The following is a 13,273-nucleotide window of genomic DNA, read 5'->3' as shown; positions in this document are numbered from 1 at the left end:
GAAGTCGTTCCTTATGTTTTCAGAGAGATGTCAGCGGCCCAGCCGCACCTGCGCACCGTCGCGCAGGTCGATCAGCTGGTGTCCGAACAGCGTGGTTTTCAGTTGCGCGATCCGGTTTCCGGCCTTGTCGAAAACAGGCTGGGTGGTGCCGGCCCGTGCGTGCATGGTGCGCAATTCGTCTTCCACGGTCAGTAGCGCCTTGCGCGGACGCACCAGCGCCAGCGCTGCCGTTGTCAGCAAGCCCGCCAGCGCCAGGCCGGCCGCCATCAAGGCCACCAGCGGCCCCACGCCATAATGAACGCGCACTTCCAGCGGCAGCACCGCGGTCGAAGCCTTGATCTGCTCTGGTGGCGTAAATATTTCAGGGAGCGGGTCGCCCGGGAACAGCGTGGCCATGCGCTTGCGGAACGCCTGCGACAGCTCCAGGCGCTGCGCACCCAGATGCAGTTCGATCTGCCCCGGCAAAACGTAGGCCGAACCGGCACTGCCGATGGCATTCCATGACCACTTGCTTGGCAACTGCTTGACCGGCAGCTGCATGGATGAGGACAAGGGTGCCGACTTGCCCGGTGCCAGGCCGGCAATACCGGCCTCGCGCAAACGAATCGGATGATCCTCGCCACCCAGGCGGGAGCGCGCGCTGATGGTGGCACTGGCGATGGTGTACGGATAGATTGTATTTTCAAGCTGCCACTCGATACCGGCGGCGGGCGTACGCGCGTCCGATTCCACATCGGCGCGCAGCAGGCCACCCGGAGTCATCGAAAACCCGACGCCGGGCGCGTTGCTCACTTTTCGCGGCAGCAGCCGCACAGTGTCCTGGTCCAGCGGCTTGAGGCGGGCGGCCGGCTCGGTGATGACTTTGGCAATTGCGCCCGACGCGACCAGCGCCTTGAGGTCGGCGGCACCTTTTTCGCCGACCGCAAGCACGTACAGCATGATGCCGTTGGCGCGATAGTGCTCGCCCTTGACCGGCATTTGCAGCGGGTAGGCCAGCGCACGCGTGATGGTGCGCCCTTGGTGAATCAAGGCGTAGAACTCGCTGTTGCGGCGCGCCGTCTCCTGGTCGTTATTGGGGCTGTTGCGGTTATTGGTAAACAGCCAGACCAGGCCTGGCTTGTCGCCCAGGGCCTTGTCCACCGCCAGATTGACCGCCTCGCTCAGATCCGTATCGGCATACGCCTTGCTGCCCGGTTTGCGCGCGACTTCCAGTTCAGCCAGCGCGTCGCGCACCTGCTTTCCCGTGACCTTGGGCTCATATGAGACCGACAGCAAGGCCCGTGGCGAGGCCAGGCCCGGCAAGCTTTGATTAAATGCAGCGAGCACCAGCGGGTCACCCGGTTGCGCGACCGCGCTGACCAAGGCCGTGACCAGCGGTTTGTACTGCGACGCCGGATCGGTGTAAAACGGCTCCATCCAGCCGGAATTCTGCACCAGGAATACGTGCGAGACCGCCAGCGCCGGGGCGCAGCAGAGCGCAAGTATCAAGCTGGCCAGCAAGCGCTTCACGACAGTTCATCCAGGCGCCAGCCGCGCACCTGATTCCATTCAGGGTGGTGCAGCCAGAGGCAATCGTCGTACACGAACGGCACGCACTCAAGTGGACGAACCAGGCGCGCCACATCGTCGAGGATCACGTTGCGCTTGCCGATCCATTCCACGGTGGTGCGCGGAATCACGCGACCATGCAGCGCGTCTTCGGCGCGGCCCGTGTATTGATGCAGGCGCAGTACCAGACCACTGGGCTGGCTGCGGTTATTGTTAAAGCTGCGCAGCAGCGGCACGACCAGGGAATCGTCTTCGTGCGGGTCTTCCACGTGTTCGGTGTCCCACGGTTCGCCCACCACCGCGTGGCCGCGCCGGAACAGTAAACTGGCAAAACCCAGACGGGCGCCATTGATCGGTTCCATCTGGCCGTCTGCCTTGCCCAGTTCGAGGAAGCTGTATGACTGGCCGTCGTGCCCTGCCAGCCACAGGCGGCCGTCGCGGCTTTGCGTGGGTCCGCCAAATTCCAGACGCGGCGCCCAGCCCTGCGGCCAGCGCAGCCACTGGGGCGCCGCACCATTCTGCCACGCCAGCTGCCCCTCCTGGTGCAACCACAACAGGCGCCCGTCGTAGCCGATGGGGCGCGACCAGCCCGAGGACGGCACCGCGCAGTCATACAGAACCACCGCGCTCAAATCCTGCTGCGCCGTCCAGAGCCGCACGCCGTCGGCCGTGTTGATCAGGCAGGCCAGGTGACGCCGCATCAGGCCCGGTGCGCTGGCCAGCGTAGCCTGCAGCACGGGTTCGAGGTGATAGCTTTCGCTGACAGGATTGATCCACAGGCGTGCCAGCCCTTGTGCCGTGGGCACCAGCGCCACCTCGCCGCGGCGCGGATTGGACGCCGGCAGCCATGCATATGCAGACGCGATGAAGGTCAGATCGGCGGCAGGGTCTTCGGCTGCCATCACGTGCCAGACCTGCGCAATCGGATCCCAGTATTGCAGCACGTTGCGGCCGTAGGCCAGCGCCAGAAGGCGCTGCACGGGGAAGCCGTAGCTGCCGGCGGCGAATACGCACTGTGCGTTGGGCGGCACCGGCATGGCCAGATCGAAGCGGCCGACATGGGGCGGCGCGGGCCGTTCCTCAAGGCTGTCACCCAGGGCCAGCGAGGTGACGGGCAAGCCATGCGGCACGTGGCGCGGCAAGGACTGGTCTGCCCACGGTCCGAACCACGCTGCCTGCTTGCGCTGCTGGCCTGCGAACTTGTGCAGCGCATGGCCGCAGGTGGGGCAAAAGGCAAAGCCCTCGGGGTAGATGGGCGCGCAGTTGCATGCGGCCGGCAGCGAGGCGCCAAGCAGGCGCGCCACATCGGGCAGGCGTCCGCGTGCCTGCCCCTGCCACTCGATCCGGCTCAAGCCTTCGCTTGACGCCAGTTCGAACTGGGCGCTGCGTTCATCTTCCAGCCAGACGCTGGCCGCCGTTTCCCACCTGTATGTCATTGTGCGTGCCGCCGTATATATGTATGTGATTGCACAGCGGCGTTGCAAATTGGCCGCTGTTTGCTGCTCAAATCATAGCGCAACTGCTTGACGCAAGCTTTTTAATTGACCGGTATCATCTGGCGAACTGACAAGGGGCGTTTGGCGAGATTCCTGAGGGGAATTCTGGCGTGACGGCGCTGCCTTATAATGACGCTCCTGCTGTTCATCTTCTTCTGCCATGACCTCCGACACCTCTTGGGGCGCAATTCCTGCCAGCGCCATCGACGCCGCCACCGGCCACCTGGGGGACGTGCTGCGGATCGCCATCGAACATGGTCCCGCACACAAGGCGCTGGTGGTCTACGACACGCGTTCGGACCTGGCCCGCGCGCTGGGCGAAGCCTATCGGCGCAATCTGCCCGGCGCCGACCTGATCGACTTCGACAGCGTGGCGCCCGACGCCGTTCTGGCCGCGTTCAAACGCATGGCAGCGGGCGACCTGGTGGTGCTGATCCAGTCCACCAACTTCCGGCTGGAGGCATTCCGGATCCGGGTCGAGCTATTCAAACTGGGCTTGAAGGTGATCGAGCACGTGCATTTGTCGCGCATGCCGGGTGACCAGGGTGCGCATTACATCGAAGCGCTGGCCTACGACAGCGCTTATTACCGCGGGGTGGGCCATGCCCTCAAGGCGCGCATCGATGCGGCCTCCTCGGCTACTGTGGTCAGCGGCGGCGAGCGGCTGGTGTTCGCCTCGCCGCTGGAATCGGCCAAGCTCAATATCGGCGACTACAGCCAGATGAACAACGTGGGCGGGCAGTTCCCGATTGGCGAAGTGTTCACCGAAGCCCAGGATCTGGAAGCGGTCAACGGGCGCGTGCGGGTGCATGTGTTTGGCGACACCTCGTACATGGTCAACCGGCCCGACACGCCCATCACCCTGGTGATTGAACGCGGGCGCGTGGTGCGCGCTGAAGGCGCCACGCCGGAATTCGACAAGCTGATGGAAATCATTCACGCCGACGAGGGTGAAGTGTGGGTGCGTGAACTGGGTTTCGGGATGAACCGCGCCTTCACGCGCGAGCGTCGCGTCAACGATATTGGCACTTACGAACGCATGTGCGGCATTCATTTATCGCTCGGCGCCAAGCATGGGGTGTACCAGAAGCCCGGCTTCAAGCGCAAGGATGCGCGCTATCACGTTGATGTGTTTGCGGTGACGGATGCGGTGTACCTGGATGATGAACTAGTCTACCGCGACGGTGGCTGGATCGTTGGCCATTAAAACATCGTTCTCGCGCAGGCGGGAACCTATGGCACCTCACCGAAGTCGCAAACGTGGAATAGGTCCCCGCCTCCGCGAGGACGATGTAGTAGCGCTGGCTGATATTCGATGACCAGAAGATCAATCAAGCGCAAGGATGCGCGCTATCACGTGGATGTGTTTGCGGTGACGGATGCGGTGTATCTGGATGATGAACTGGTCTACCGCGACGGCGGCTGGATCGTTGGCCGCTGAACATCGTCCTCGCGAAGGCGGGGACCCATAGAACGTTACCGAAGTCGCACACGTGCTATGGGTCCCCGCCTTCGCGAGGACGATGTTTATAGTCCGCGGTCCCACGGCGGCAATGGCTGATATTCACTGACCAGAAAATCAATCAAGGCCCTCACCTTGGGCGACAACTGGCGCCCGGCCGGATACAGCGCCGTCAGATCATTGAGCGGCAGCTCCCATTCGGGCAGCACCTGCACCAGTGTCCCCTCCTGCAAATCACGCCAGGCCAGAAACGTCGTGCTGTAGACAATTCCAAGCCCGCGCAGGGCGGCCTGCTGCAGCACCAGTCCATTGTTCGACGTGAAGCCCGCATTTACCTGCACGGTCTGGGTTTCAACCCCACGTGAAAAATGCCAACTGGTGCCGTCGGTCAGATGACTGAAGTGCAAACACTGATGGTCACGCAAGTCCTGCGGCACCTGTGGCATACCACAACGCGCAAGATAGCCCGGCGTGGCGCATAGCACGCCCCGGCACGGCGCCAGCCGCCGTGATGCCAGGCCGCTGGTATCGGGAATGCCGCCCACGCGGATCGACAAATCGAAGCCATGCCGAATCGGGTCAAGCAGCGCATCGTCAACGAACAGCGATGGCTTGAGCAAGGGATGCAGCAGACTGAATCGCGCTAGCGCATCGGCCAGCCACACGCTGCCAAAACTGCTTGGCGCCTGAATCCGCAGGGGCCCTGCCAGCGCGGCGCCAGCGGGGTGAATCGCGCGCGTCGCTTCGCGCGCCTGTTCCACGGTCGCCATGCACGGCGCCAGGTAAGCCAGCCCCGCATCCGTCAGACTCACCTCGCGCGTAGACCGATACAGCAGCCGCGCGCCGAGCCGCTCCTCCAGCTGGGCCACGACCTTGCTGACGATGGCACGCGTCAGTCCAAGCTGGCGCCCCGCATCCGAGAAACTCTTCAGGCGCGCCACTTCAACAAAGACTTCCATCGCTTGCAATTGGTCCATGCCCTGATTGTCAACTAATCGAAGACAATATGTCAACAACTTCCCATATTGATGGACAATGCCACCGGCCCTACAATGGGATATTCGTAATCAGGAGCAAGACCTATGCTGAATTCAGACCAGCGCACCCAATTTGAGCGCGACGGCTATCTCGTCATCCCCGGCTTTAAAAGCGCGGACGCCCTTGCGGCCCTGCGCCAGCGCGCAGCTGAGATCGTTGATGCCTTCGATCCGTCCGAGAGCCGGTCGATTTTCACGACCCAGAACCAGCTGACTGCCACCGACGCGTATTTTCTGCGCTCGGACAACACCATTCGCTGCTTCTTTGAAGAAGAGGCCTTCGACACCGACGGTAAGCTGAAACAGGACAAATCACTTTCGATCAACAAGATCGGCCACGCCCTGCACGACCTGGACCCGGTATTCGAGCAGTTTTCGCGCGACCCCAAGCTGGCCGCCGTCGCGCGCGACCTGGGCCTGCGCGACGCCAAGGTGTGGCAGTCGATGTACATCTTCAAGCAGCCAGGCATTGGCGGCGAAGTGCGCTGGCACCAGGATGCCACCTTTTTTGAAACCACCCCGGTGAGCGTGACCACGTTCTGGTTCGCCCTGGAAGACGCCACCATCGACAACGGCTGCCTGTGGGTGGAACCGGGTGGCCACCGCGGCCCGATGCGCGAGCGCTTTGTGCGCAATGGCGACGACATCAAGATGGAAAAGCTCGACAGCACCCCGTGGCCGGACGACAGCGTCGCCGTGCCGCTGGAAGCGAAAGCGGGCAGCCTGGTTTGTTTCCATGGCCTGCTGCCACACTACAGCGCGCCCAATCGCTCTCCCGTGTCGCGCCACGCCTATACCCTGCACGCGACCGACGGCACCACCAGCTACTCGCCGCAGAACTGGATCCAGCGCGATGCCAGCTTCCCGGTCCGCGGTTTTGAGTAAGGCATGATGGAGATCCTGATTTTTGCGCCCCACTGGGGCAGCAACGCGCTGGCGCCGCAAGACTTCATCGAACGCGTGCTCGAAGCAGGCTTTGATGGCATCGAAATGTCGCTGCCGCTGGATGCGGCCGAACGCGAGGACTGGACCGGTCGCATTGCCGCCGCCGGCCTGCACTTGATTGCCCAGCAGTGGGAAACCGTGTTCCATCCTGGGTTCGAGGACCACCGCGACGCGCTCGAGCGCTACCTGAACAACGCCTGCCTGGCGCGCCCCCTGTTCGTCAATTCGCACACCGGCAAGGACTACTACACCCGCGCCCAGAACCTGGAATTGCTTGATCTGGCGTCAACCGTGGCGGCCGATCATGGCGTGCCGGTGTATCACGAGATTCACCGCAGCCGCTTTTCCGGCCACCCGGCCCTGGCGCTGCCGTATCTGCAGGACCGGCCCGGCCTGGAACTGACCGCCGACCTGTCGCACTGGTGCTGCGCCTGCGAGTCGCTATTGCAGGACCAGCATGACACGCTGGCGCTGGCACTGCCGCACGCGCGCCACATTCATGCGCGCGTCGGCCACGCGCAAGGACCGCAGGTGAGCGACTTCCGCGCGCCCGAATGGCAGGCGGAACTGGAAGCCCACCTGGCGTGGTGGGACCGGATCGTGGCCCTGCGGCGCGCCGCCGGTGCCCCGCGCATGACGCTCACGCCGGAATTTGGCCCGGCGCCTTACACCGCCGCCCTGCCGTACAGCGGCGAGCTGGTATCGAACGCGTGGGAATTGAACGTGGCCATGCGCGACCTGCTGCGTTCACGTTACGCTTGAGCGCTACAAGGACAACAGATTCATGCTGCCGCTTTCGGCATCGCGCTTGGGTGCCTTGCAGGGTATCTTGAGCGTGACCGTGGTGCCGTGGGCCGGCGAGGAGTCGATCTCGATGGTCCCGCCCAGCATGCCGGTCACCAGGTTGTAGACGATATTCATTCCCAGCCCCGAGCCGCCCTGCCCCATCTTGGTGGTAAAGAAGGGATCGAACACCTGGTGCAGAATGCGCGGCGACATGCCGATCCCGTCGTCACTGAACACCAGCACCACCTGCTCGTCGCCTGCATCGCGCGCGGTAATGATCATCTTGCCGCTGTCGCGGCCTTCAAACGCATGCAGCATGGCGTTGTTGATCAGGTTGGACAGCACCTGTCCCAGACTGCCGGGGTACGAGTCGAGGATCAGGCCGGGCGCACAGTCAATGATGGTTTCGCAGTTGGCGCGCTTGAGCTGGGCGGCAAAAGTGGCGTGGGTGTCGCGGATCACATCGCCCAGATTGAAGCGGCGCCGCTTGTCGCTGGTCTGGTCGACCGCCACCTGCTTGAACGAGTTGATCAAGTCTGCCGCCCGGCGCAGCGAGTTGGTCATGATCGCGCAGGCGGTTTTGGTATCGGCCAGGTGCGCTTCCAGCACCGAACGCTTCACGCCGCCGTCGGTGTACTTGCTTTCGAAGGCGCGCACCATGTCGTCCAGCGCCGTTGCGGTCAACAAGCTGTTGCCGATCGGGGTGTTCAGTTCATGCGCCACGCCGGCCACCAGCGACCCGAGCGACGCCATTTTTTCCGACGTGATCAAGTTGGTCTGCGCCTGCTTGAGTGTGCGCAGCACGGCCGACAGATCGCTGTGCGCTGATTCCACATTGGCTTTTTGCAGGGCCAGTTCGCTCAGGCTGTGCTGCAAGCCGTCGCGCGCGTCCACCAGCGCGGCCTCGGTCTGCTTACGGTCGCTGATATCCTGGATCACCCACACCCCACCCTTGCTCAAGTCGGCGGGATCGACCGCCTTGCCATTGATCAGGCACCAGATCGCGCTGCCGTCCTTGCGGACCAGTTCCAGTTCGCTCTGCCAGCGATGCGTGGCAGGATCAATCGCCAGCACATCGACACCGCCGCCGTGCGCTTGCCGCAGCACCGAAGTCGGATTGCCTTCCAGGGTGCCGGGATCGTAGCCCAGCATTTCTTCCATGCCGCGGTTGCAGCGCAAAATGACGCCGTGCGCGAACAGCGCGATGCCCACCGCCGCGCTGTCCTGAAACGCGCGCTGCTCGTCGAGTGCCGTGCGCACCTGCACCGCCAGCTCGCGGCTGCGGTGAAACGCCAGCAGCAAGGCGCTCAGCAAGCCGCTGACGGCAATGCCGCCCAATGCAATGCCGTACACCGGCGTCATGTCCGGACTATAGCGCCCACCGGCACGGGCGGCGAAGGTAACGACCCATTCACGCTGGGCCACGCTCAAGCGCTTTTCGGCCCGCAGACCGGGCACCGTCCGCAAGCCCGGCACCGTGGTATCGAACATGATGTTGGACGCGGCCGGCGCCATGCGCGCACCTGAAAACACGTCGCCCGCGTCGTGGATGCGCAAAGCCAGCTGCGACAGCATGGCGCTGTCGGTCACCTCCTGCATCAGATTATTCACGCGAAAGACGATCGCCACCCAGCCCACCAGGGCGCGGCGGCGTTCCGCCACTGTCGCCAGCGGCATGTTCTGCCGATAGACCGGCGCGCGCGCCACAAAGCCGGGCTGGCCGTTTTTATCCTGCACCAGCGTGATCCGCTCGGTGGCGACAATGGCGCCGCTGTCGCGGCCCGACTCCAGTGCCGCGCGGTGGGGCGGCAACGCGGCCAGATCAAGGCCGAACGCATTTTCATTGCCCTTGAGCGGCTCGGTGTATTCGATGATGAAGTGCTGGTCGCTCGCAAGGGCGGGATGCACGGTAAATTCGGGATAGCCGGCCCCGTTGAGCGAGGTATCGGCGCGCACGCTGGCGACAAACGCGGGCAGGTCCGCGGCAGGCACGCTGCGCACAAACTGGATCGCCTGAAAACCTGGATAGCGCTGCGCCAGGTTCAGCTCCTGGACAAAGCGCGCGAACTGCGCGCGGTTCATGTTCTGGTTGATCGCGAAGCTGCTTTTTATGCTGAGCAGCATATCGAAGTAAATCTGCAAGCGCACATTGGTATCGCTGGCGACTTTCTCCGTGTCGTACTGGAAGTTACTTTGAATGCGCTCCTGTTGGGCATCCATCACAACCAGGCAGGTCCAGACGGTCAGGCAAATACCGATTACAAACGCAAGGTACCCTTGAGTCCGCATGTATCGCACTCCAGATTGTCATGTCGGATGGCCGTGCATCCGATCTTGTGATTTGACTATAGCATAGTGAAATACGGAAATGTTACGTCCTTGGGCCGGCGCGCAACACTTCAGGCAGACTCGGCTTGAAATTGGGCAGCAATCACCTTGAACTTTTCCTCCACCGCCAGCATGGCATCAACCACGTCCGGGTCGAAATGCTCGCCACTGGCCTGGCGGATCAGTTCCACCGCCGTTTCGTGGGTAAAGGCCGGGCGGTAGGAGCGTCTGGAAATGAGGGCGTCGTAGACATCGGCTACCGCCATCAGCCGCGCGGAGAGCGGAATTGCTTCGCCAGCCAGGCCTTGTGGGTAGCCGGAACCATCCCAGTATTCCTGGTGCGAATAGCAGATCTCGCGTGCGTAGCGCAGGAACTGGTTGCTGCCGCCCAGCGTATGCTCAACGCCGGCAATGGCGTCGCGCCCGTACACCGTGTGCAGCTTCATGGTCTCGAATTCTTCGTCCGTCAGCTTGCCCGGCTTGAGCAGGATGGTGTCCGGTACCCCCACCTTGCCAATGTCGTGCAGGGGCGCGGCCTTGAACAGCAGGGCGATGTTGTCGTCGTTTAGCTGCTCTGCAAAGCGCGTGTTGTAGCGCAGCTCGCGCGCCAGCGCTGCCACATAGTGCTGGGTGCGCCGGATGTGATTGGCCGTGTCGCCTTCGCGCGACTCGGCCAGCGAGGCCATGGCAATCACGGTGGCGTCCTGCATCAGCGACAATTCGCGCGTGCGCTCGGCCACCTGGTGCGCCATGTGGCGGCGCTGGTCCTTGAGCATGGCGCGCGCGGCGCGCAGCTGCATCAGCGTGTCGACCCGGGCGCGCAGAATTTCAGGCACAAAAGGGCGCAGCAGCACGTCGCTGGCGCCTTCACGCAAGGCGCGCTGCTGTTCATCCAGCGCGTCGTGGGCACTCATGAACAGCACCGGAATGTCGGCGCTGATGAAGTGGCACTGCAAGTCCGCCAGCAGGGCGAACGCACTCATGTCGGGCAGGCTGGGCGCCAGCAGCAGCAAATCAGGCTGGGGCACCTGGCGCGCCACGCGCAGCGCATCGGCGCCATTGCGTGCCAGCTTGACGTGATAGCGATCCTGCAAGTGTTCCTCAATCTCGACCAAATGCTCGGGCGAGGCGTCTACCACCAAAATGCTTGCCTTGAAATCAATATCCATCGGCGCAGTCTCCGGCTGCCATAGTCATGCCGTCCATCATAACGCGCCACCTGTGCGATGTTTCAGGTTTTTTACAATTCGGGTGGTCAATTGACAAGGGGCTAAGTTTAGAATGCCTGATCCCAAAATCCATCCTGTCAAGGTATTGCATGCTACGTTTGCCGTTCGGCCTCGCGGCCCTGTGCCTGTTCTTCTCGGCGTCGGCCGCCGACATCACCGACGACAAATTCCGCCAGCTGGAAGAGAGCTTGCCGACGCCGAATGCGGTGCGCAACGCCGCCGGCGCGCCCGGTCACGGCTACTGGCAGCAGCGCGCCGACTACACCATCCGCGCCACGCTCGACGAAGCCAAACGCAGCATCAGCGGCAGCGAGACCATCACCTACCATAACAATTCGCCCGACACGCTGCGCTACCTGTGGCTGCAGCTGGACCAGAACAAGTTCCGCCCCGACGCGGATGCGCGCAGCACCGCGACGGTCGAATCGCGCGAGGCCTGGTCCAAGGCCAAAACCGACGAGGACGGCCTGCACTTCGAAGGCATGCGCAGCATTCTGGAGGTGCCTGGCTTTGACGGCGGCTACACCATTGGCGCGGTCAAAGGTCCCGACGGCCAACCCCTCAAGTACACCATCAACAAGACCATGATGCGGATCGACCTGCCGCAGGCGCTTGCCAGCGGCCAGCGCTTTGTGTTCAGCGTCGACTACAGCTTCAAGATCAACGATGCGCGCCTGGAGCGCTCGCGCAGCGGCTTCGAACACTTCAAGGATGACAAGAACGACATCTTTGAAATCGCCTACTGGTATCCACGCATGGCAGCCTACTACGACGTGGCAGGCTGGCAGCACAAGCAGTTCCTAGGCGGTGGCGAGTTCACGCTGGAGTTTGGCGACTTCGACGTTCAGCTCACCGTGCCTGCCGACCATGTGGTGGCCAGCACCGGCGTGCTGCAAAATCCCGATGCGGTGCTGAGCGCCGCCCAGCGTGAGCGGCTGCGCCAGGCGCGCACGGCCAGCCGGCCGGTCATCATCGTCAGCCAGAAAGAGGCGGAAGCGGCCGAAAAATCGCGCGCCAGCGCGACCCGCACCTGGCACTTCAAGGCCGACAATGTGCGCGACTTTGCCTTTGCCACCAGCCGCAAGTTCATCTGGGATGCGCAGGGCTACAAAAAGAACGGCACCGACATGCTGGCCATGTCCTTCTATCCCAAGGAGGGCAACCCGCTGTGGGAAAAATATTCAACCCAGGCCATCATCCACACCATTGAGCAGTACAACAAGTACGCGTTCGACTACCCCTACCCGGTCGCCATTTCCGTCAACGGACCGGCCGGCGGCATGGAATACCCAATGATTTCGTTTAACGGTCCACGTCCCACCAAGGACAAAAAGACCGGCGAACTGACCTGGTCGCGCCGCACCAAATACGGCTTGATCGGCGTGATCATCCACGGGGTGGGCCATAACTACTTCCCGATGATCGTCAATTCCGACGAGCGTCAGTGGACCTGGATGGATGAGGGCCTCAATACCTTCATTCAGGGCCTGGCCCAGGATGCGTGGGAAGTGGACTTCCCGCGCACGCGCGGCGAACCGCGCAGCATCGTGCCCTACATGCGCACCAAAAACCAGGTGCCGATCATGACCAATTCCGAGTCGCTGCTGCAGTTCGGTTCAAATGCTTATGCCAAGCCGGCCGCCGCGCTCACCGTGCTGCGCGAAACGGTGCTGGGCCGCGAACTGTTCGACTTCGCCTTCCGCGAATATGCCCTGCGCTGGAAATTCAAGCGCCCCATGCCGGCGGACTTCTTCCGCACCATGGAAGACGCTTCCGGCACCGACCTTGACTGGTTCTGGCGCGGCTGGTTCTACACCACCGATGCAGTGGATGTGAGTGTGGACGGCATCACCGAATATGGCGTCAGCAGCAAGGACCCGGAGGTGGAAAAGGCATGGAAAAAGGCGCAGAAGGATGCCGAACCGATCGCCCTGTCGGTCCAGCGCGACAAAGGTATGCCGCGCCGCGTGGACGCGCAGCCGGAACTGAAGGACTTTTACAACGAGCACGACGAATTCACGGTCACCAACAAGGACCGCAACAAGTACAACGAAGGCCTGGCCGAACTGGAAGACTGGGAAAAGGCGCTGCTCAAGCAAGGCAAGCATCTGTATCTGGTTGACTTCAGCAACGCCGGCGGCCTGGTCACGCCCCTGGTGCTGGAGATCGAACTCAAGTCCGGCAAAAAAATCATCGAGCGCATTCCCGCCGAGGTATGGCGCTACTCGTCCAAAAAAATCACCAAGCTGATTGTGACGGACGAACCGATGGTGGGCCTGACTCAGGACCCGTACTGGGAGACGGCTGATATTGACACCAGCAACAACAGCTGGCCGCGCAAGATCACGCAATCGCGCGTGGAGCTGTTCAAAACCGAGAAGGGCAAGGATGACCTGATGAAGGACTACCGCACCCCGCTCAAGAACAAGACAAAGTAAACAC

General features: G+C 62.7%; 10 protein-coding genes. 5 read left to right on the top strand and 5 right to left on the bottom strand.

What is annotated here, in order from left to right; translation table 11 throughout:
* Positions 1–30: 30 nt before the first annotated feature.
* The gene (locus tag BUC24_RS01640; RefSeq protein ID WP_073212339.1) at positions 31–1,509 is read right to left on the bottom strand and encodes a hypothetical protein; all 1,479 of its coding nucleotides are present in this window, start codon (positions 1,507–1,509) and stop codon (positions 31–33) included.
* Positions 1,506–2,984: a hypothetical protein gene (locus BUC24_RS01635; RefSeq protein ID WP_073212338.1), complete on the bottom strand. Its 1,479-nt coding sequence runs from the start codon at positions 2,982–2,984 to the stop codon at positions 1,506–1,508. Before BUC24_RS01635 ends, BUC24_RS01640 begins: the two co-directional genes overlap by 4 nt.
* A 220-nt stretch (positions 2,985–3,204) precedes the next feature.
* Here BUC24_RS01635 and BUC24_RS01630 point away from each other — a divergent pair, with 220 nt between their 5' ends.
* A complete protein-coding gene (locus BUC24_RS01630; RefSeq protein ID WP_073212337.1) occupies positions 3,205–4,251 on the top strand; it encodes a M29 family metallopeptidase in 1,047 nt (348 codons plus the stop codon).
* 108 nt (positions 4,252–4,359) lie between these two features.
* Positions 4,360–4,485: a hypothetical protein gene (locus BUC24_RS27435; protein WP_267873464.1), complete on the top strand. Its 126-nt coding sequence runs from the start codon at positions 4,360–4,362 to the stop codon at positions 4,483–4,485.
* Between the two features lie 86 nt (positions 4,486–4,571).
* Here the strand turns inward: BUC24_RS27435 and BUC24_RS01625 are convergent, their stop codons facing one another.
* Entirely contained in the window at positions 4,572–5,483 is a 912-nt protein-coding gene (locus tag BUC24_RS01625; RefSeq protein ID WP_073212336.1) for a LysR family transcriptional regulator, read from the bottom strand.
* 105 nt (positions 5,484–5,588) lie between these two features.
* Here BUC24_RS01625 and BUC24_RS01620 point away from each other — a divergent pair, with 105 nt between their 5' ends.
* Both BUC24_RS01620 and BUC24_RS01615 read left to right on the top strand, forming a co-directional pair.
* The gene (locus tag BUC24_RS01620) at positions 5,589–6,428 is read left to right on the top strand and encodes a phytanoyl-CoA dioxygenase family protein (protein WP_073212335.1); all 840 of its coding nucleotides are present in this window, start codon (positions 5,589–5,591) and stop codon (positions 6,426–6,428) included.
* 3 nt (positions 6,429–6,431) lie between these two features.
* Positions 6,432–7,250: a sugar phosphate isomerase/epimerase family protein gene (locus BUC24_RS01615; protein ID WP_229447962.1), complete on the top strand. Its 819-nt coding sequence runs from the start codon at positions 6,432–6,434 to the stop codon at positions 7,248–7,250.
* Between the two features lie 3 nt (positions 7,251–7,253).
* Here BUC24_RS01615 and BUC24_RS01610 read toward each other — a convergent pair whose 3' ends face one another.
* Together BUC24_RS01610 and BUC24_RS01605 are read right to left on the bottom strand one after the other, a co-directional pair.
* Positions 7,254–9,563, bottom strand: coding sequence for a CHASE domain-containing protein (locus BUC24_RS01610; RefSeq protein WP_083598640.1), 2,310 nt, complete (start codon positions 9,561–9,563; stop codon positions 7,254–7,256).
* A 110-nt stretch (positions 9,564–9,673) separates the two neighbouring features.
* Positions 9,674–10,771 (bottom strand): HD-GYP domain-containing protein, encoded by a 1,098-nt coding sequence (locus BUC24_RS01605; protein WP_073212333.1) that lies wholly within the window; start codon positions 10,769–10,771, stop codon positions 9,674–9,676.
* A 149-nt stretch (positions 10,772–10,920) separates the two neighbouring features.
* Here BUC24_RS01605 and BUC24_RS01600 point away from each other — a divergent pair, with 149 nt between their 5' ends.
* Positions 10,921–13,269 carry a M1 family metallopeptidase gene (locus BUC24_RS01600; protein WP_073212332.1) on the top strand — a complete coding sequence of 783 codons (2,349 nt, stop codon included), beginning with the start codon at positions 10,921–10,923 and terminating at the stop codon, positions 13,267–13,269.
* Positions 13,270–13,273: the final 4 nt, after the last annotated feature.

The organism is Massilia sp. CF038 (assembly GCF_900129765.1).
GTDB lineage: Bacteria > Pseudomonadota > Gammaproteobacteria > Burkholderiales > Burkholderiaceae_D > Telluria_A.
Note: the sequence above shows the minus strand (reverse complement) of the source record. Positions and strands in the feature narration are given on the sequence as shown.